Annotated in this window: 17 protein-coding genes and 1 riboswitch; of the genes, 6 read left to right on the forward strand and 11 right to left on the reverse strand. The window is 62.7% G+C overall.

The genetic code is table 11. The features are described from left to right. Nucleotides 1-99 precede the first annotated feature (99 nt). The 10 genes from ACWHY3_RS17765 to ACWHY3_RS17810 all read right to left on the reverse strand — a co-directional run bounded on the left by ACWHY3_RS17765 (nucleotide 100) and on the right by ACWHY3_RS17810 (nucleotide 9,343). A complete protein-coding gene (locus ACWHY3_RS17765; protein ID WP_087719635.1) occupies nucleotides 100-780 on the reverse strand; it encodes an urea amidolyase associated protein UAAP2 in 681 nt (226 codons plus the stop codon). A 1-nt stretch (nucleotide 781) separates the two neighbouring features. Next, a complete protein-coding gene (locus ACWHY3_RS17770) occupies nucleotides 782-1,537 on the reverse strand; it encodes an urea amidolyase associated protein UAAP1 (protein ID WP_087719634.1) in 756 nt (251 codons plus the stop codon). Next, nucleotides 1,534-2,337, reverse strand: coding sequence for an ABC transporter ATP-binding protein (locus tag ACWHY3_RS17775; protein WP_087719633.1), 804 nt, complete (start codon nucleotides 2,335-2,337; stop codon nucleotides 1,534-1,536). Before ACWHY3_RS17775 ends, ACWHY3_RS17770 begins: the two co-directional genes overlap by 4 nt. Further along, on the reverse strand, nucleotides 2,334-3,161 hold the full coding sequence (locus ACWHY3_RS17780) for an ABC transporter permease (protein ID WP_087719632.1): 828 nt from the start codon (nucleotides 3,159-3,161) through the stop codon (nucleotides 2,334-2,336). Before ACWHY3_RS17780 ends, ACWHY3_RS17775 begins: the two co-directional genes overlap by 4 nt. A 73-nt stretch (nucleotides 3,162-3,234) precedes the next feature. Next, nucleotides 3,235-4,287: a putative urea ABC transporter substrate-binding protein gene (locus tag ACWHY3_RS17785; RefSeq protein ID WP_087719631.1), complete on the reverse strand. Its 1,053-nt coding sequence runs from the start codon at nucleotides 4,285-4,287 to the stop codon at nucleotides 3,235-3,237. 58 nt (nucleotides 4,288-4,345) lie between these two features. Beyond that, a riboswitch (guanidine-I (ykkC/yxkD leader) is annotated at nucleotides 4,346-4,481 on the reverse strand. Between the two features lie 196 nt (nucleotides 4,482-4,677). After that, nucleotides 4,678-5,277: a class I SAM-dependent methyltransferase gene (locus ACWHY3_RS17790; protein ID WP_448127136.1), complete on the reverse strand. Its 600-nt coding sequence runs from the start codon at nucleotides 5,275-5,277 to the stop codon at nucleotides 4,678-4,680. 99 nt (nucleotides 5,278-5,376) lie between these two features. After that, complete coding sequence (djlA, locus tag ACWHY3_RS17795; protein WP_110631052.1) at nucleotides 5,377-6,153, reverse strand: co-chaperone DjlA; 777 nt, start codon at nucleotides 6,151-6,153, stop codon at nucleotides 5,377-5,379. A gap of 10 nt (nucleotides 6,154-6,163) precedes the next feature. Then, nucleotides 6,164-8,140, reverse strand: a complete 1,977-nt coding sequence (gene dxs / locus ACWHY3_RS17800) for a 1-deoxy-D-xylulose-5-phosphate synthase (protein WP_322529620.1) — start codon at nucleotides 8,138-8,140, stop codon at nucleotides 6,164-6,166. Between the two features lie 17 nt (nucleotides 8,141-8,157). Beyond that, nucleotides 8,158-9,048, reverse strand: coding sequence for a polyprenyl synthetase family protein (locus ACWHY3_RS17805; protein ID WP_448127137.1), 891 nt, complete (start codon nucleotides 9,046-9,048; stop codon nucleotides 8,158-8,160). Then, on the reverse strand, nucleotides 9,038-9,343 hold the full coding sequence (locus ACWHY3_RS17810) for an exodeoxyribonuclease VII small subunit (protein ID WP_448128175.1): 306 nt from the start codon (nucleotides 9,341-9,343) through the stop codon (nucleotides 9,038-9,040). The genes ACWHY3_RS17805 and ACWHY3_RS17810 overlap by 11 nt, the downstream gene beginning before the upstream one ends. Nucleotides 9,344-10,124: 781 nt before the next feature. Here ACWHY3_RS17810 and serA point away from each other — a divergent pair. Both serA and hutC read left to right on the forward strand, forming a co-directional pair. After that, nucleotides 10,125-11,375, forward strand: a complete 1,251-nt coding sequence (serA, locus tag ACWHY3_RS17815) for a phosphoglycerate dehydrogenase (RefSeq protein ID WP_448127138.1) — start codon at nucleotides 10,125-10,127, stop codon at nucleotides 11,373-11,375. Nucleotides 11,376-11,544: 169 nt separating this feature from the next. Continuing rightward, entirely contained in the window at nucleotides 11,545-12,261 is a 717-nt protein-coding gene (gene hutC, locus ACWHY3_RS17820) for a histidine utilization repressor (RefSeq protein WP_448127139.1), read from the forward strand. Nucleotides 12,262-12,295: 34 nt separating this feature from the next. On the opposite strand, the gene ACWHY3_RS17825 is transcribed toward hutC, so the two are convergent. Continuing rightward, a complete protein-coding gene (locus tag ACWHY3_RS17825; protein WP_448127140.1) occupies nucleotides 12,296-13,570 on the reverse strand; it encodes a YjiH family protein in 1,275 nt (424 codons plus the stop codon). Between the two features lie 305 nt (nucleotides 13,571-13,875). Here ACWHY3_RS17825 and hutI point away from each other — a divergent pair, with 305 nt between their 5' ends. The 4 genes from hutI (at nucleotide 13,876) to ACWHY3_RS17845 (ending at nucleotide 18,994) form a co-directional block, all read left to right on the forward strand. Beyond that, the gene (gene hutI, locus ACWHY3_RS17830; RefSeq protein ID WP_448127141.1) at nucleotides 13,876-15,087 is read left to right on the forward strand and encodes an imidazolonepropionase; all 1,212 of its coding nucleotides are present in this window, start codon (nucleotides 13,876-13,878) and stop codon (nucleotides 15,085-15,087) included. Continuing rightward, nucleotides 15,077-16,045, forward strand: coding sequence for a formimidoylglutamase (gene hutG / locus ACWHY3_RS17835; RefSeq protein ID WP_448127142.1), 969 nt, complete (start codon nucleotides 15,077-15,079; stop codon nucleotides 16,043-16,045). The genes hutI and hutG overlap by 11 nt, the downstream gene beginning before the upstream one ends. Before the next feature lie 74 nt (nucleotides 16,046-16,119). Continuing rightward, nucleotides 16,120-17,811: a urocanate hydratase gene (gene hutU / locus ACWHY3_RS17840; RefSeq protein WP_448127143.1), complete on the forward strand. Its 1,692-nt coding sequence runs from the start codon at nucleotides 16,120-16,122 to the stop codon at nucleotides 17,809-17,811. A gap of 67 nt (nucleotides 17,812-17,878) precedes the next feature. After that, nucleotides 17,879-18,994 carry a CaiB/BaiF CoA transferase family protein gene (locus ACWHY3_RS17845; protein ID WP_448127144.1) on the forward strand — a complete coding sequence of 372 codons (1,116 nt, stop codon included), beginning with the start codon at nucleotides 17,879-17,881 and terminating at the stop codon, nucleotides 18,992-18,994. The last annotated feature ends 4 nt before the right edge of the window (nucleotides 18,995-18,998 follow it).

Raw genomic sequence — 18,998 nt, forward strand, 5'->3', positions numbered from 1 at the left:
CTGCTCGACCGGGGGCGGGTCGTCCCGCCTACTTTAGATGTTCGCGAGGTCGTCCTCGCGTCACCTGGACGTTATCTGAAAAAACACCAGAGATGAGATTCAGTCCCAAACCAGCACTTCCAGCGGCGTCGGATTAAAGCCGCTGCAAGGGTTGTTGAGCTGTGGGCAGTTGGAAATCAGCACCACTACGTCCATGGCAGCTTCCATTTCCACGTACTTGCCCGGTCCGGAAAGCCCGTCGGCAAACGACAGCCCCCCTTCCGGCGTCACCGGAACATTCATGAAGAAGTTAATGTTGTGAGTGATGTCACGCTTGGTCAGGCCGAATTCTGGATAGTTGGCAATGGCCTGCATCCAGTTGTCTCGGCAGGAGTGCATGTGGCGTTTCTCGAGATCGTAGCGCACAGTGTTGCTCTCGCTGGCGCAGGCACCACCCAAGGTATCGTGGCGACCGCAGGTGTCGGCGGTGATCGTCAGCATCAGGTTGCCCTCGCCGGAGAGCAGCCGGGAGCCTGTGCCGAGATAGACTTGGCCCTGCTCGCGTACGGTATCCATGGCGCTGTAGCGCTCCGCCGTATCGTGGGCATTGAAGAACAGCGTGTCCGCCGCCTCGTTGCCCTCGACATCGACCAGCCGCAGCGTCTGGCCGGCGCGGACAATGCCGATGTAGTGGTCGCCAGCCTCGATGAGATGACGGATGGCGGCATTCTCCACGCGCAAGGGGCTTTCCAGCAGCGGCGTGATCGTCGTGGTCGTACTCGTGGTCTCAGTCAGACGCATGTCAGGCTCCCTGCAGGCCGAGGTGATAAAGACGGTTGTTGGCGAAGCCGCGGGCGTTTTCCGGGCAGGCGCGCCAGCAGATATCCTCCTCATCCGGCGCCGGGGCAGTGCCGAGGGCAATATCGACGCCGCGGTGCGGATAGCACGCGCTCGGATCCAGCGGATGAGGGCAGGTGTGCAGCAGCACCAGCGTGTCCATGTCGAAACGCAGCATCACACGCTGCCCCGGCTGACAGTGGCCAGGCACGTAGCGCAGGCGCCCCGCCTCGTCGCTCTCTACCTTGCTGAAGAGATTGAGGTTGGCGGCCATGTCGCGTCGCCCCAATCCGTACTTGGCCAGCTCGACCAGGAAGCTGTCGTGGCCAGTCTGGGTCCTGTCGTTGAGCGCCTGCTGGAAACTCACCGGCTGCCAGCCTTTGGTGATCATGTGCGCCCGGTTGAGGTTGCCGCCGACGCTGTCGTGCCAGCCGAGATCGTCCTCGACGATCGAGGCGAAGACTCGCCCCATGTCGGAGTAGAGGCAGTTCCCCCGAGTCAGCTTGAAGGTGTGCTGACACTTGAGGGTATCCGGCAGGTTCAACCGTTCGAGCAGATTCTCCGGGTTGTAGCAGAGCAGCCCGACGTTGGTGTCGGCCTCACGCGCGGTCAGCGACAGCGTGGTACCGCGGCGCAGGCGCAGCGACCAGTGCTGGCCGCCGGGGAGGTGAGTGGTATAGGCGTCGGGCGCGTCGTCCCGCGCGCTCAGCGAGTTTGTCATATCGGCGTCTCCTGAAATGTCTGTGTCCATCCTTCGTTCATCGCGTCGACGGTCCTGCCAAGGTCTTCCGGTGGGCGGCGGTTCTCGCCGATGGCCAGGTCGTAGGTGATGGTGGCGCCATAGGCCTCGGGGGCCTGCGGATCGTGGCGGATCTTGTCGAACACCCACAGCCGCGTGCCGAGGGCGAAGGCTTCCTTGACGTCGTGGGTAATCATGAAGATGGTCAGCTGCTGCTCCCGCCACAGCCGGGTGATCAGTGCGTGCATGTCCTGGCGAATGCCGGGATCGAGCGCGCCGAAGGGCTCGTCGAGCAGCAGAATCCTCGGCCTCATCATCAGCGCCTGCGCGATGGCGAGACGCTGCTGCATGCCGCCGGAAAGTTCGTGGGGATACTTGTGCAGGGCGTGGGCGAGACCGACCTCCTCGAGACGCGCCCTGGCGGTCTCGACGGCCCGGCGACGCGCGGCGCCGAACAGCTTGCCGAGCCAGCGCGAACCGGCCAGTTCCTCGGCCATCATCACGTTACAGAGCACGGTCAGGTGCGGGAAGACCGAGTATCTCTGGAACACCACGCCGCGATCCGGCCCCGGCTCGTCCGGCAGCGGACGGTCGTCAAGCGTCAGCGCGCCACGCGAGATCCGCTCGGTGCCCAGCAGTAGCTTGAGGAAGGTCGTCTTGCCACAGCCGGAAGCGCCGACCAGGGTCACGAACTCCCCGGTCTCGACACGAAAACCGATGCGTTCCAGCACGATCTGATCGCCGTAGCGCTTCTCCAGATGCCTTGCTTCGAGCAGGCTCATGACTTGCCCCCTTCTTCGGCATGGAACCAGGGGAAGAGTCGCTGCGAGGTCAGCGCCAGCACCCGATCGATCACGAAGGCCAGCAGCGTGATCCAGACCACGTAGGGCAGAATCACGTCCATCGCCAGATAGCGACGCACGAGGAATATGCGGTAGCCGAGACCTTCCTGCGCCGCGATCGCCTCGGCGGCAATCAGGAACAGCCAAGCACTGCCGAGCGCCAGCCGAGTCGAGGCCATGAGCCGCGGCATCAGTTGCGGCAACAGCACCCGCAGCAAAACCTGCCAGGAGCTGGCGCCGAGCGTCTGCGCCTTGATCAGCTGCTCATCCGGCAGGCGCATCGCATGGCTCTGGAGATCGCGAACCAGAAACGGCGCCACGCCGATGACGATCAGCGCCACCTTGGCCATCTCTCCGGTGCCGAAGGCGATAAACAGCACCGGCAGGATCGCCATGGGTGGGATCAGCGAGACGACCGTGACCAATGGCGACAACTTGGCCCGCATCAGCGGTAGACCGCCGTTCAGCACGCCCACGACCAGACCGATCAGTGCGCTGATGGCGATACCAAGGCCAAGCCGCTCGAGGCTGGCAAAGGTGTCGTCCCATAGCGGGATGGTCCCGGTGCGCACGCTGGCCTGCGTCGCCAGTTGGGTGAAAGTCTCGACCATCGTCGCCGGCGACGGCAGCAGGCGATCGTTGGGATTTCCCGCCAGTCTCGCATTGGACAGCACCAGGTAAGCCAGCGCGATGATCCCGAAAGGTACCAGACCGATCAGCCAGCGGCTTCCGCGAGAGGGGGTGTAGTTGATGAGTCGCTTCATGCATTCTCCGTCGTGAGTTGGGCGTGCGCCCCGGGCTCGCCTCTGCGAGCGGGCCCGGCGGCCTGACGGTGAGTTACGGTTGTGAAGCGATGTAGTCCTGGGTGTAGGTCGGGTCGAAGCGCAGCCGGATATTGCTTTCGTCTCCATAGACACCCTGCGGCGTCTCGATGCCGATGAAGCTAGCGTTCGGCGCCATCTCGCCCAGCAGGCCGTGCTGGTAGCTGAATTCCGCCACGCGCTGCATGGTGGTCAGAAGCCCTTGGCCTTGCATCAGGCTGGCCGCCTCGGCTGGATCGGTATAGAGATGGGTTGCGGCCAACTGATTCTTGTACCCTCGGAGATCGGTTCCTGCGGCTTCAGCCATCTGACCGAGCGCGTCTTCGTCACCGGCAGCAACCTTATCCATGACCTCGTACCAGGCACCGACCAAGGCACGCCCGAAGTCGGGGTTGTCGGCCAGGGTGTCGGTGTTGACCACCATCATGTCGAGAATTTCGGCAGGCAACTGGTGCGAGGTGAACACCACGTTGGCGTCGTCCATATCGGCAATTGCGCTGAGCTGGGGATTCCAGGTCACGATGGCCTGAGTCTGGTCGTCCGGATAGATCGCGACCATGTCGGCATCCGAGGTGTTGACTGTCTCGACGTCCCGCTCGGTCAAGCCGACGGTCTCTAGCGCCCGGGCCAGGAAGTAGTGGGAAACGCTGAACTGAACGAGGTTGACCTGACGGCCCTTGATGTCCGCAAGGTTATCGCTGCCTTTCAGCACGATACCGTCGTTACCGTCGGAGTAGTCGTTGACGATCAGGGCGGTGGAATCGACACCGCTAGCCGCTGGCAGGGTCAGCGCATCCATGTTGGTCATGGCGCAACCATCTACGTTGCCCGACGTGTACTGGTTGATGGATTCGATGTAGTCGTTGACCTGCACCAAGTCGATATCGATACCGTACTTGTCGGCCCACTTGTCGAGAATGCCTGACGCGTCAGCATAGGACCAAGGCATCCACCCGGCATAGATCGACCAGCAGACGCTGAAATGGTCGCGGGACTGAGCAAACGCGGGAGCTGTGGTCGCCAGCAGCGTGGCGGAGAGAACAGCGGTCAGAATTCGGCTTGGGCGCATGTTAAGCCTCCAATGATTTGGCGGAGCGGTCGGGGGCATCGGTACGTATCGCACCTTATCCTCCCGGGCTTTTATCCCGCCGTGTAACCTTCGCCGCTGGCTTTTGGAACCAGTTGGCGCAGGTCGACAGCTCTCGGACCAGACACTACATCGGGGGTAGTGATGATGCAGTCGGAACCCTAGCTATCCATTGAAGACCAAGTTGTTTGGCAGACGCGCTGCCGATACCCCAATCGTTTCTATCCCTCCAACCTATTCAAAAAACCTGCCATTCAAAAAAAAACAACTCCTTATCAATAATTTAAGTTTCTCTTCGATTGGCCTTAACAGCTTGCTCGGGAATCGATGCACACCAATAAAGCACAATTGGCGCTCGATGCACCATATTGATCAGCCTTTTTCCGGCTTGCGATACGCCTGATAGCAGTGCTGGTTGCGTTCGAGGGCAACCAGCGAGTGTATCTCCAGGCCGGGAATGTTGGCGGCTTCGAGCCTGCCGAGTGCGGAGATGGACTCCGGCGGACAGTGATTGCGCGGCGGTATGTCGTTCCAGCCCAACAGAAAGAGACCGCCGGGCTTCAGACAGACAACCGCGCCGGCGAAGGCGGCTTCCACCGCATCGGGCTCGTCCAGGCCCCAGCCCAGCACGCCGTTGCAGATCACGCCATCCAGGCTCTCCGGAGGCAGGTGCTCGGTAATATCGGTCATGTTGGCCACGATGTGCGAATCGCCGCCGAAGGCTGCCTTGGCCGGGTCGATTTCCATGGTCGTGACGCGTTTGCGCGGCAGCAGTTGGGGATAGTGCCGGGTATACCAGGCGCAGCCGACCAGCAGCAGGGTTTCGACGCCGGGATCGCGGTTCAGGGCGGGCAGCACGACGTCCTCGAGCAGACGCCGGTCGCCGTAGCGATAGCGAAGCACCCAACCACTCTTGTCGATCGTGCCCAGCATCCGGGCGGCAGTACGGTAGAGATCGGCCTTCGCTGGCATGCAGTCACATCCTTGTTGCGGCTGTCTCGAGGTCGAATCTCTATCTAAGCGTGTTCGCCGACAGGAGACAATAGCGAACGCTGCCCGCGCAAGACGGCTTCAGCCCCCGCGCTGCTCCCGCGTTTTCTTGATCAGGTCGTAGGCGTTGCTGATCTCGCTGGTGCGCTCCTTGGCCATCTCGCGCATGCTCTCCGGCAACCCCTTGCCGGCCAGCTTGTCGGGGTGGTTTTCGCTCATCAGCTTGCGATAGGCGCGCTTGAGCTCGGCATCGGAGACATCCTCGGACACACCGAGCACCCGATAGGCATCCTCCAGCGACTGGCCGCTGGTCGCACCGCCCGCCCCCTGATGGGCACCGCCGCGCAGCATCGCTTCGATCTGCTGGATCTCGGCTTCGGAGAAGCCCAGGCCGCGCGCCACGCGCAGCAGCATGTCGTGCTCGGCGGGATGCATCTGGCCGTCGGCGGCGATCGCTGCCAGCTGCACCTGCAGAAATACCTGCAGCAACGCACGCTGGCCGCCGGTGACACGGCGGATCGTCTCGACCTCGGCGTCGAGATCGAACTCCGGCGACTTGCCGCGATTGAAGGCAGCCTTGGCGCGTTCGCGCATCTCCCCGCTCAGGTTGAGACGATCGAACAGCATCTCCGCCGTGCGGATCTCGTCCTGGGTGATGTGGCCGTCGACCTTGCACACGCAGCCCATCACCGCGAAGGTCGACTCCAGGAACTGGTGCTGGATATTGACCACGCGCCCCAGCAGCGTGCTGCGCAGCTTTCGGCTGACCCACCAGCCGATGGCGGCGCCGATCAGAAGGCCCGGCAACTTGCCGAAGAGATAGCCGATGACGGCGCCGATCAGAATGGCAATTGACATGAAGATCCTATCAGTCGTTGTTGATGTTCAGGCGACGACGGATGGCCGCTTCGATGCCATCGGCATCCAGCCCGCAATCGCGCAGTAGTTCGGCCGGCTTGCCGTGTTCGACGAAAATGTCGGGAATGCCCAGATTGAGCACCGGCACCTGCACGCCCTCGGCCGCCAGCAGTTCGATGACGCCACTGCCGGCGCCACCGGCCACGACATTCTCCTCGAGGGTGACCAACAGATCGTGGTCCCTGGCCGCCGCCAGAATCGCCTCGCGGTCCAGCGGCTTCACCGAACGCATGTTGAGGTGCGTCGCGTCGAGCCGCTCGGCGACCTCGGCCGCCGGCGTATTGAGGCTGCCGAATGCCAGCAGCGCAATACGCGCCTTGCCCTGTTCCGCCGTCGCTTCACGACGCCGCTCGGCCTTGCCGATCGGCACTCGCGCCTCGAGATCCGCCGGGATCTCGCTGCCCGGGCCGGTGCCGCGCGGATAGCGCACCGCCGCCGGGCCATCGTGGTGATAGGCGGTGGAGAGCATCGCCCGGCATTCCGCCTCGTCCGCCGGAGCCAGAATGATCATGCCCGGTACGCAACGCAGATACGAAAGATCCATCGCCCCGTGATGCGTCGGGCCGTCCTCGCCGACGAGGCCGGCGCGATCGATGGCGAAGGTGACATCGAGATGCTGCACGGCAACGTCGTGGATCAACTGGTCGTAGCCGCGCTGCAGGAACGTCGAGTAGATCGCCACCACCGGCTTCATCGCCTCGCAGGCCATTCCCGCCGCCAGCGTCACCGCATGCTGCTCGGCGATCGCCACATCGTAGTAACGTTCGGGATAGATCTGCGAGAAGCGGATCAGATCGGAGCCCTCGCGCATGGCCGGCGTGATGCCGATCAGCCGCGAATCCGCTGCGGCCATGTCGCACAGCCAGTCGCCGAAGACGTTGCAATACTTGCGCGGCTTGGGTCTGGTGGGCTTGGACCGGGTTTCGGATGAAGCCGATAGTCCACTCGCCGGCGGCGTGGTCGCGTCCATTTCGGGCGGTGTCGGCGGTGTCTTTTCCAGTTTGGTGATGGCGTGGAAGCCGATCGGGTCGGCTTCCGCCGGCCGAAAGCCGCGCCCCTTGCGGGTACGGACATGGAGAAACTGCGGGCCGTCGAGATCGCGCACGGCCTCCAGCGCCTGATTCAGCGCAGCCAAGTCGTGACCGTCGATCGGCCCGAGATAGTTGAAGCCCATCTCCTCGAACAGCGTCGCCGGGCTGATCATGCCCTTGACGTGCTCTTCGGTGCGCCGCGCGAACTCCAGCGCGCCCGGCAGGTGCGACAGTACACGCTTGCCGTTCTCGCGCATGGCGGCATAGGGCTTGCTGGTGAGAATCCGCGTCAGGTAACTCGCCATGCCGCCGACGTTTTCCGAGATCGACATCTCGTTGTCGTTGAGCACGACCAGCAGGTTGGCATTGACGTGCCCGGCATGGGCCAGCGCCTCGAAGGCCATGCCGGCGGTCAGCGCGCCATCGCCGATCACCGCGCAGACGCGGCGCTGCTCGCCCTTGGTCCGGGCGCTCAGCGCCATGCCCAGCGCCGCCGAAATCGAGGTGCTCGAATGGCCGACGCCGAAGGTGTCGTAAGGCGATTCCTCGCGCCGCGGGAACGCGGCAAGACCGCCGTACTGCCGGATGCTCGACAGCGCTTCGCGCCGGCCGGTGAGAATCTTGTGCGGATAGGCCTGGTGGCCGACGTCCCACAGCAGGCGGTCGTGGGGGGTATTCAGGGCGCGGTGGAGCGCTACGGTCAACTCGACCACGCCGAGCCCGGCACCGAAATGGCCGCCGCTGCAGCCCACGCTATAGAGCAGGTAGGCGCGCAGCTCATCCGCGACCTGCCGCTGCTGGGACAGTGACAGGTGGCGCAACCCCGCCGGCGACTCGAGCGTATCGAGCAACGGCGTCAGGGGGCGCTGAGTAGGAATCTCGTCGAACAGCTTCATAGACATGTCGTTACCGGTCAGTGATCGCGATCGATCATGAAACGAGCCAGCGCCGCCAGCGGCTGGCCGGCCTCGCCCAGCGGCTCGAGAGCGGCGAGCGCATCGTCGAGCAGATCGCGGGCGCGGCGCTGCGCCTGCGCAACGCCAAGTAGGGCGGGATAGGTAGGTTTGTCGCGGCGCGCGTCGGCGCCGGAGGTCTTGCCCAGCGTCTGGGTGTCGCCGGTGATGTCGAGAACATCGTCGTGAATCTGGAACGCCAGGCCCATCGCGGCGGCATAATGATCTAGTGCGGCGATCCGCGGGTCAGAAGCGTCGACCGCCACCAGCGCGCCCAGGCGGACCGCGGCCCGAATCAGCGCGCCGGTCTTGTGCTGATGCATCGCCTGCAGCGCCGCGAGATCCATCGGCGCCCCGACGGCGCCCAGATCGATCGCCTGCCCCGCGGCCATGCCGTCACGGCCCGCCGCCTGTGCGAGCGTCGTGATCAAGGCGCCCAGACGCGGATGCGGCCGGGATGCCAGTGCCTCGAAGGCGAGCGTCTGCAGCGCATCGCCCGCCAGGATCGCCAGCGGCTCGTCGAAGGCGCGATGAACCGTCGGCCGGCCGCGGCGCAGGTCGTCGTCGTCCATGGCCGGCAGATCGTCATGGACCAGCGAATAGGCATGGATCATTTCGATCGCCGCCGCTGGCGCGTCCAGCGCCTCGTCATCGGCGCCCAGCGCGCGCCCGGCCAGGTAGACCAGCACCGGCCGCAGCCGCTTGCCGGTCCCCAGCACGCTGTAACGCATGGCATCGTCGAGCGAAGCGCTGGCGCCATCCGCACGATTGAGCCATGCGGCCAGCACATGCTCGCTGCGCGACCGCGCGGCGTCGATCAGCCCCGCGGCGTTAGGCGTCTCAACGTTCATGGTTCGGCTCCTGGTCGAACGGCTCCTGATCATCGAACCGAACCGCCTGCAGCGAGCCGTCGCTCTGCTCGAGCAGCGCCTGCACCTTGAGTTCGGCGCTGTCGAGGCGGTGCTGGGCATCCCGCGTCAAACGGATACCGCGCTCGAACGCGGTCAACGACGCTTCCAGCGTCAGTTCGCCGGATTCGAGCTGGGCAACCAATGTCTCGAGCTGATCCAGCGTCGCGGCAAAGTCCTTGGCAACGTCAGCGTTCTGGGAGGCGTCGACGTCCTGTGAAACGTCCTTGTCGGCCATCTTGTCGGGCATGGGGCTCTCATGTCATCGCTCGAGGACGCCCCAATGGCGCCGAGAGCGTTCTTCGAGGCACGGGCGTCGAAACGCTGCCGCACCGGTTCGGAAATGGCTTCTCAGTATACACCGCCGCCCCCGGGGGTCGTCTGCCCTTGGCGGCAAATCCGCGGGCTCGCGGCGCTATCGCTATCGGCACGCTTCCATTGCCGCTCGAATTGCCGCTTCAGATTTAATCCAGATCAACTCGAAAGCCGTTAATCGCGCTCATCGACGCTATCGCAGCCATTCCATCCCGGATGCGCTGGAAGAGAGCCGACCGAGGCGATCATCAGCCACCGCATGACGCTGGATCAGGCCGCCGACGGCTACCGCATGTTCGACGACAAGCAGGACGACTGTCGCAAGATCGTGCTGACGCCCTGAACCGCCGCGCTGCCGGCAAGCTTCACAGCTGTCGACCGTCCCCCAATAAACCGCCCCCAACAAAACAAAGCGGAAAACAAAACGGCATCTCGGACGCCCCCATGCGGGGCGTTTCGCTTCCGTCGTCATCTGCCTCGCCGCCAGCCCTCGCCGCCTATCGTGACGGATTGTGAATGCATGGGGTTCATGTCGAAGCCGCGTCATTTTCATCCCGCCCGGCAGTGCCTGTGTTAAGCTGTGCGCCCGCTGGCGCCGCTGAGGCGGAGATTTCTGCCCCAGTCCCGCCAGGTCTTCCCCCATGATCGCGACGCGCTTTCACGCTACCGTCGCCACAAGCCGATGAAGAAGGGTTGATCCACCAATGGCCAAGACGTCTCTGGACAAGAGCAAGATCAAGATCCTCCTGCTCGAGGGCATTCACCAGTCCGCCGTGGATACGCTGCTGAACGCGGGTTACACCAATATCGAGACGCTCTCCACGTCGCTGGCCGAAGACGCTCTGATCGAAAAGATCCGCGACGTGCACTTCATCGGCATTCGCTCCCGGACCCAGCTGAACGAGCGGGTCTTCGCCGCGGCGGAAAAGCTGACTGCCGTCGGCTGTTTCTGCATCGGCACCAACCAGGTCGATCTCGATGCGGCGCTCAAGCGCGCCATCCCGGTGTTCAACGCGCCCTACTCTAATACCCGTTCGGTGGCGGAGCTGGTGCTGGCCGAAACGATCATGCTGCTGCGCGGCATTCCCGAGAAGAACGCTCGCGCGCATCAGGGCGGCTGGCTGAAATCCGCCAAGAACTCGCATGAAACCCGCGGCAAGACGCTGGGCATCATCGGTTACGGCAGCATCGGCGCCCAGCTCTCCGTACTCGCCGAATCGCTCGGCCTCGACGTGCTCTACTACGACGTGGTGACCAAGCTGGCAATGGGCAATGCGCGCCAGGTGGGCAGCCTCGAGGAGCTGCTGGCCCGCGCCGACGTGGTCAGCCTCCATGTGCCGGATCTGCCGTCGACGCGCTGGATGATCGGCGCCGAGCAGATCGCGCTGATGAAGCAGGGCGGCATCCTGATCAACGCCTCGCGCGGCTCGGTCGTGGATATCGAGGCCCTGGCCGAAGCGCTCAAGAGCGGCAAGCTGCTGGGCGCCGCGATCGACGTCTTCCCGGTCGAGCCCAAGGGCGCCGACGAGGAGTTCACCTCGCCGCTGCGCGGTCTCAAGAACGTGATCCTGACCCCGCATATCGGCGGCTCCACGCTGGAAGCGCAGCAGAACATCGGCATCGAAGTCGCCGAGAAGCTGGTGACCTACTCCGACAACGGCACCACCATCACTTCGGTCAACTTCCCCGAGGTGGCGCTGCCTTCGCATCCGGACAAGCATCGCCTGCTGCACATCCACGAAAACGTGCCCGGCGTGCTCTCCGAGATCAACCGCGTACTGTCCGAAAACGGCATCAACATCGCCGGCCAGTTCCTGCAGACCAACGACAAGGTCGGCTACGTCGTCATCGACGTCGACAAGGCCTACGGCAAGCAGGCGCTGGAAGCGCTCAAGCAGGTCGACCATACCCTGCGCCTGCGCGTGCTCTACTCCGAGAGCGACTATCAGGCGTAACGGTACGGTGTATGAACCATCGCAACGTTATATGGCCCCTTGCCAAAAGGGGCCATGTCAGGGAAGTGCTGAATGAATCGGCGAGCGCGCTGGGATGCAAGTCGTGCAGTGCTGAATGCGAAATGCGAAGTGGTGGTCCAGACCGCGTACTGAAGGAAGACTGGTCATTATGGGTCGAACGCAGCCAATTTATCTGAAAATACAACAACATCTACTAAAAAACATCCAGAATGGAACCTGGAAAGCGCATCACCAGATCCCCCCTGAGGAGCAGTTAGCCAGGGATTTCAACGTGAGTCGAATGACAGCCAACAAAGCGATTCGTGATCTCGTACAGCAGGGCTATCTCTCTCGACATCCAGGACTGGGAACGTTCGTCACCGACCTCAAGGCAGAGTCATCACTCGTCGAAGTCCACAATATCGCTGAAGAGGTCCGTGAACGCGGCCACTTGTATAGCTGTAACGTGCTTTCAAGCGGTGTCATGGAGTCCGATGACGAGGTGTCTCTACGTTTGGGCGTGCGCCTAGGCACACAAGTCTTTCATACGCTGATAGTACATCGGGAAAATGGTATTCCCATTCAGTTGGAGGATCGCTTCGTCAATCCGCGCTGGGTACCCAATTATCTCAACGCCGATTTTACACGACAGACGCCCAATGAAATATTGGTGAATGCATGTCCCATTAATGATGTCGAGCATATCGTTGAAGCCATACTAGTCGATGAGCAAACGGCTACCCATCTTGAGATCGATACTGCACGTCCCTGTTTATGCATGACCCGACGCACATGGTCGGGAGATCACCTGATCAGCTATGCGAGGCTGATACACCCTGGCGAACGTTACAAGCTGCGCTCCTCAGTACATCGAAACACTCCCTGAAGAGCGCAGCCACAGGGCAAGTCATTTCCAGCCATCACCCGATAATTACCTGTACGACATAACCTGCCGGGATCGCCAGTAGCAAACTCAAAGCCACTCTCAAAAACCAGATCACCACAATACGTCCAATACTGATCGGGATCGTGGTGGAGAGTATGCAGGGTATCGAGGCCGAGAAGAACAACACTGACGATACCGATACCACACCTGTGGCGAAACGCGCGACGAAACCGGCATCGCCCATCAGCAGCGCCGGCAGGAACATCTCGGCAAGACCGGCGGAGACCGCCTGGGCCAGCGCCATCGCTTCATCCAACCCCCACAGGGCCGTCACCGGATAGAACACCAGTCCCAGCCAATCGAACAACGGCGTGTACTTGGCGAGCAGCAGGCCAATCAGACCCACCGACATGATCGACGGCAGGATGCCGATCGCCATCAACAGCCCTTCCTTGAAATTCAGTGCCACACTGCGCGCCAGGCCGGGAGCCTCTCTTGCGGCGTCGAGGCCAGTGTACCAGGCGGTCACCAGTCGGCGTCCGCGAGGCACCTCGGGCTCGTCGCCGGACTTCTCGTCATCCATCCGCGCCAATGGCGGCAAGCGCACGGTAATCGCGGTCACCACGAAGGTGATCAACAATGTCAGCCAGAAATACAGGTTCCACACCGCCATCAAGTCGAGGGTCTTGGCGACGATGATCATGAAGGTCGCCGAGACCGTGGAAAAGCCGGTCGCGATGATGGCCGCTTCACGCGCCGAATACTGTCCCGCCTGATAGACGCGATTGGTGATCAACAGGCCGATCGAGTAACTGCCGACGAAGGACGCCACGGCGTCGATCGCCGACTTGCCGGGCGTGCGCCAGATGGGCCTCATGACGGGCTGCAGCAGAATACCGATCAACTCGAGCAAGCCATAGCTGATCAACAATGCCAGGAAGATAGCCCCAATCGGCACGATCAGGCCCACCGGAATCACCAGCTTGTCGAACAGGAACGGCAACATGTCGGGGGTATGCAGGAGGGCGGGTCCCCAGCCGCTGAGCGCCATCACGGCAGCCACCACCCCCAGCAACTTGAGCACGGTGAATATGCGTTCGGTGACGCTACGTCGCCAGCGCCCGGTCGCCAGTGGATAGATCGCCCCGGCGACGATCAGCGCCAAGGCATACCAGCCATCCAGCCCGCCCAACAGATATCGCGCCCCACTCACCATGTGATCGAGGGGGATGGTGGTTCGCCCCGCCAGGGTCAAGGGCACGAAAAAGATCAGGATGCCCAGCACGCTGGGCACGAACAGACGCAACACGGTTTTCAGGGAATACCTCCGCTCTAAGGACCCGTTTGAATCGAGAGTCTTGTCTTGATATGGCATGAAGGCCTCACGGTTTGTCATTGTGATTCAACAATTGTATATACAATAACCAATCTTCGCTTGTCACGCCCCGTTCGGGCAACGACTCTTCGACCAATGTCTAATGCCATATACTCCCCATCCCTAGGGTTTCTGGAGCGAATAAGTCAGATTCAACGAGAGATCGACTTGACGGCATTGATGCATCTCGCTAATTGTATATACAATTAGCAACGCAACGCTCTTCAAGGAGAAACCCCATGCCCGAGACACCACGCCAGCTATGGCGAGACATGACGGTATTCGACGGGGTGCAGGAATTGCCCGAATCCATGGCGGTGATCACCCGAGGCGATCGCATCGACACGCTGTGCCCGATGCGCGAATTCGATGCGTCCCTTAACCAGGACGCTCATGACGCTGGCCGGGGCGGGGTAATGACCCCCGGGCTCGTGGATTGCCATACCCACCTGGTGTTCGGCGGCAACCGCGCCGACGAATTCGAGCGGCGTCTGGAAGGCGCCAGCTACGCGGAGATCGCCAAGGCCGGCGGCGGCATCCTCAGCACCGTGCGTGCCACCCGTGAAGCCAGTGAGCATGAGCTCTTGGAGCTCGCCCTACCCCGGCTCCAGGCACTGATCGACGACGGCGCGACCACGGTGGAAATCAAGTCCGGCTATGGCCTGAACGTCGACGACGAACTCAAGATGCTGCGCGTCGCGCGTCGCCTCGGCGAGCGGCTTCCGGTGCGGGTGGTGACCACCCTGCTTGGCGCCCATGCCCTGCCACCGGAGTATCAGGACGCCAGCGACGCCTACATCGATCTGATTTGTGACGAGATGATTCCCGCCGCGGTGGCCGAGGGACTCGCCGACGCTGTCGATGTGTTCTGCGAGAAAATCGCCTTTTCCGTCGCTCAATGCGAGCGCGTCTTCCAGGCTGCCGAAGCACATGGCTTGCCGATCAAGGCCCACGCCGAGCAACTCTCCAACCTGGGCGGCACGGCAATGGCCGCGCGACATGGCGCGCTGTCAGCGGATCATATCGAATACCTCGACGATGCCGGTATCGCGGCCATGGCCGATGCCGGCAGCGTGGCGGTGATCCTGCCTGGGGCGTTTCACACGCTGCGCGAGACGCAAAAGCCTCCCATCGAGGCGCTACGCGAAGCCGGGGTGCCGATGGCCGTCGCTACCGACGCCAATCCGGGCAGCTCGCCGCTGTTCCAGCCGACGCTGATGCTCAATCTGGCCTGCACGCTGTTCCGCCTGACGCCGCGTGAAGCGCTGGCGGGCATGACCGCGCACGGCGCCCAGGCACTGGGATCCAAAGAGTTCGGACGACTCGAGGCAGGCGCTCTCGCCGACCTGTGCGTGTGGGATATCCAGCGTCCGGCCGAACTGGCCTATGCCGTGCAGCACGGCCGGCTACGTCAACGGGTCTTCCAGGGAGTGATCACTCATGAGCGCTGAGCGCGAGACTCGCGATACGGGCAATATCGACATGTCGATCTGGCAGGGTCGTGTCGATCCCGAGCCAAACAGCGCACGCTGGCACCAGTGCGTGCGGCCTTGGAAAAAGGATGCGACACCCGGCGCCGCCCTGCTCGGCTTTGCCTCGGATGCTGGCGTCAAGCGCAACCAGGGCCGCCCAGGCGCCGCCGATGGACCGCCGGCAATCCGCCGGGCGCTGGCCAATCTGGCCTGGCATCGCCAGGGGCCGGCTTATGATGCTGGCACTGTTGTTTGCGAAGGTGATGCGCTGGAAGAGGCTCAGCAGCACCTCGCTGAGCGCGTCGCCAGCCTCCTGGATGACAGGCAGTTTCCCGTCGTGCTGGGTGGTGGCCATGAGATCGCCTTCGGCAGCTGGCAAGGTCTCGCCCGACATCTGGAGGCACAGGATAGCCAGGCGCCCAGAGTCGGCATCATCAATCTCGATGCGCATTTCGATCTGCGCGATCCCGCCCACATGCGCTCGTCGGGTACGCCCTTCGCCCAGATCGCTGCTCAGTGCGAAGCGCGTGACTGGCCGTTCTACTACGCCTGTCTGGGCGTCAGCCGTGCAAGCAATACCCGCGCCTTGTTCCAGCGTGCCGAGGCGCTGGACGTACTGGTGCACGAGGACCGTGAATTCAATGCAACACGACTCGACGCCATCATGCGCGATATCGAGCGTTTCGTCGCTCGCTGCGAGCACCTCTATCTGACCATCGATCTCGACGTACTGCCCGCCGCAGAGGCCCCGGGCGTCAGCGCGCCGGCCGCGCGTGGCGTGTCGCTGGCGCTGCTTGAGCCGCTGATCGAGATCGTACGCGATAGCGGCAAGCTACGACTCACTGATATCGCCGAGCTCAACCCCGAGCACGACATCGACAGCCGCACCACCAAGATCGCGGCGCGGCTCGTCCATCAATTGACCCTGACCGGCTGAATCGGCCACCGGCCATAGCGTTTGCCTACACCAGCCCTAATGTTTGTCTAAAAGAGCCAAGAGAGACCACAAGCATGTCCTACACTGATAAGCGTCACGACCCCAGCCGCCAGATCGCTGCCCCCACCGGCACAGAGCTCTCCTGCAAGAGCTGGCTGACCGAAGCCCCACTGCGCATGTTGATGAACAACCTGCACCCGGACGTCGCCGAACGCCCGGAGGATCTGGTCGTCTACGGCGGCATCGGCCGCGCTGCCCGCGACTGGGCGTGCTACGACAAGATCGTCGAGACGCTCCAGCGCCTGGAAGATCATCAAACGTTGCTGATCCAGTCCGGCAAACCGGTAGGCGTGTTCGAGACACACAAGGATGCCCCGCGGGTACTGATCGCCAACTCCAACCTGGTGCCGGCCTGGGCCAACTGGGAACACTTCAACGAGCTGGATAGGAAGGGCCTGATGATGTACGGCCAGATGACCGCCGGCTCGTGGATCTATATCGCTTCCCAGGGCATCGTCCAGGGCACCTACGAGACCTTCGTCGAGGCCGGTCGTCAGCACTATGACGGCAAACTCGCCGGCCGCTGGATTCTCACCGCCGGCCTGGGAGGCATGGGCGGCGCCCAGCCGCTGGCCGCAAGCATGGCCGGCGCCTGCTCGTTGAATATCGAGTGCCAGCAGTCACGCATCGATTTTCGCCTACGCACGCGCTATCTCGACGAACAGGCCGACGATCTCGACGACGCCTTGGCGCGACTCGAGAAGTACACCCAGGCAGGCCAGGCGATCTCCATCGGCCTGTGCGCCAACGCCGCCGATGTGCTGCCGGAACTGGTCAAGCGTTGCGACGCCCGGCGTTGCGTGCGTCCGGACATGGTCACCGACCAGACCAGTGCCCACGATCCGCTGCATGGCTACCTGCCCGCCGGCTGGACTTGGGACGACTATGTGGCTCGCGGCAAGCGCGAGTCCGAAACGGTGGTCAAGGCCGCCAAGCAGTCCATGGCCGTCCACGTCCAGGCCATGCTCGACTTCCAGACGATGGGCATTCCGACCTTCGACTACGGCAACAACATTCGCCAGATGGCTCAGGACGAAGGCGTGACGAAGGCCTTCGATTTTCCCGGCTTCGTGCCGGCCTATATTCGCCCGCTGTTCTGTCAGGGCATCGGCCCGTTCCGCTGGGCGGCGCTGTCCGGCGACCCGGAGGATATCTACAAGACCGATGCCAAGGTCAAGGAGCTGATTCCCGACGATCCGCACCTGCACAACTGGCTCGACATGGCCCGCGAACGCATCAGCTTCCAGGGGCTGCCCGCGCGCATCTGCTGGATCGGCCTCAAGGATCGTGCACGCCTCGGCCAGGCCTTCAACGAGATGGTCAAGAACGGCGAGCTCAAGGCGCCGGTGGTCATCGGTCGCGACCACCTCGACTCCGGCTCGGTCGCCAGTCCCAATCGCGAGACCGAAGCGATGCTCGACGGCTCGGATGCGGTCTCCGACTGGCCGCTACTCAACGCCTTGCTGAATACCGCCGGTGGCGCCACCTGGGTTTCGCTGCACCATGGCGGCGGCGTGGGCATGGGCTATTCCCAACACGCCGGCGTGGTGATCGTCTGCGACGGCAGCGACGACGCCCACGCCCGAATTGGCCGCGTACTGCGCAACGACCCGGGTACCGGGGTGATGCGCCATGCGGACGCCGGCTACGACATCGCCATCGAGTCCGCCAAGGAAAACGGCCTCGATCTGCCGATGATCAAGTAGGCGACATACGAATTTGGCCAGACACTCGAGGAGAGTGCCTGGCCAAGAATCACAACCAGAGGTGGCTATGAAACCATTACAGGGTGTGACCATCCTTGACCTGTCGCGCGTCCTGGCCGGCCCTTACTGTACGTCGATGCTGGTCGATCTAGGGGCTGAGGTCATCAAGATCGAAACCGAACACGGCGACGACAGCCGACATATCGCGCCATTTCTCGAAGGGGAAAGCATTTATTTTTCGATGCTCAATCGGGGCAAGAAAAGCCTATGCCTGAACCTCAAAGAACCTGAAGATCAGACTCGCTTCGATGCACTGTGCAAGGATGCCGACGTGCTCGTGGAAAACTTCCGGCCCGGGGTCACCGCACGGCTTGGCATCGATGAAAAGACGCTTCGCGAGCGCTATCCGAGCCTGATCTACTGCTCGATTTCGGGCTTCGGGCAGACTGGCGCAATGACCGCCAAACCGGCCTACGACATCATCGCACAGGCGCTGTCCGGCATCATGGCCGCTACCGGCCCCGACGGCGGACCGCCGACCCGTGTCGGTGAGTCCATGGGCGACGTCTGTGCCGGCATGTTTGCTAGCTGGTCAATCTGTGCCGCTCTGTTTCAACGCGAACGGGATCCCGATCGCAAAGGCTGTTATCTGGACGTTTCCATGCTGGACTGCCTGTTCTCCATGCAGGTCACCAACCTGGCTCAGCTCATCGCCAATGATCGAGCGCCGTCGCCGATCGGCAATCGACATCCGCTATCGGCGCCCTTCGACAGCTTTCAGGCGAGCGACGGGAAGGTAATCATTGCCGTCATTACCAACGGGCTTTTCTCGCGCCTTGCCCAGTGCATGGAAATGCCAGGGCTTAGCGATGACGAACGTTTCGCGAGCGACGAACTGCGCTGCGCTAATCAGGCTGAGCTCAAAACGCTCATAGAGACGTGGACACGGCAGCGTACGGTAGAAGAAGTTTGTGTCCAGTTCGATTCAGCCGGCGTTCCCGCTTCGCCGATATGGGATATCCAGCAAACATCACAGTCACAGCACGCTGCCGATCGTCAGCTGCTCCTCGACATGGGGCACTGGCGGTCCCCCGCCCAACCCGTGTTCTTCAATGGCCGAAAGGTCGCCAATGATCAGCCTGCGCCAAAACTTGGACAACACAATGACCTGCTAAAGGGGTAATCGC

Source organism: Salinicola sp. NYA28a (genome assembly GCF_976982775.1).

Excerpts from the sequence above, each read along its gene's own strand:
- dxs (WP_322529620.1), bottom strand. The coding sequence starts at position 8,140 with ATGAAGCTGTTCGACGAGATTCCTACTCAGCGCCCCCTGACGCCGTTG.
- ACWHY3_RS17790 (WP_448127136.1), bottom strand. The coding sequence starts at position 5,277 with ATGCCAGCGAAGGCCGATCTCTACCGTACTGCCGCCCGGATGCTGGGC.
- ACWHY3_RS17770 (WP_087719634.1), bottom strand. The coding sequence starts at position 1,537 with ATGACAAACTCGCTGAGCGCGCGGGACGACGCGCCCGACGCCTATACC.
- ACWHY3_RS17765 (WP_087719635.1), bottom strand. The coding sequence starts at position 780 with ATGCGTCTGACTGAGACCACGAGTACGACCACGACGATCACGCCGCTG.
- ACWHY3_RS17845 (WP_448127144.1), top strand. The coding sequence starts at position 17,879 with ATGAAACCATTACAGGGTGTGACCATCCTTGACCTGTCGCGCGTCCTG.
- serA (WP_448127138.1), top strand. The coding sequence starts at position 10,125 with ATGGCCAAGACGTCTCTGGACAAGAGCAAGATCAAGATCCTCCTGCTC.
- ACWHY3_RS17785 (WP_087719631.1), bottom strand. The coding sequence starts at position 4,287 with ATGCGCCCAAGCCGAATTCTGACCGCTGTTCTCTCCGCCACGCTGCTG.
- hutC (WP_448127139.1), top strand. The coding sequence starts at position 11,545 with ATGGGTCGAACGCAGCCAATTTATCTGAAAATACAACAACATCTACTA.
- ACWHY3_RS17775 (WP_087719633.1), bottom strand. The coding sequence starts at position 2,337 with ATGAGCCTGCTCGAAGCAAGGCATCTGGAGAAGCGCTACGGCGATCAG.
- hutI (WP_448127141.1), top strand. The coding sequence starts at position 13,876 with ATGCCCGAGACACCACGCCAGCTATGGCGAGACATGACGGTATTCGAC.
- hutG (WP_448127142.1), top strand. The coding sequence starts at position 15,077 with ATGAGCGCTGAGCGCGAGACTCGCGATACGGGCAATATCGACATGTCG.
- ACWHY3_RS17810 (WP_448128175.1), bottom strand. The coding sequence starts at position 9,343 with ATGGCCGACAAGGACGTTTCACAGGACGTCGACGCCTCCCAGAACGCT.
- djlA (WP_110631052.1), bottom strand. The coding sequence starts at position 6,153 with ATGTCAATTGCCATTCTGATCGGCGCCGTCATCGGCTATCTCTTCGGC.
- hutU (WP_448127143.1), top strand. The coding sequence starts at position 16,120 with ATGTCCTACACTGATAAGCGTCACGACCCCAGCCGCCAGATCGCTGCC.
- ACWHY3_RS17805 (WP_448127137.1), bottom strand. The coding sequence starts at position 9,048 with ATGAACGTTGAGACGCCTAACGCCGCGGGGCTGATCGACGCCGCGCGG.
- ACWHY3_RS17780 (WP_087719632.1), bottom strand. The coding sequence starts at position 3,161 with ATGAAGCGACTCATCAACTACACCCCCTCTCGCGGAAGCCGCTGGCTG.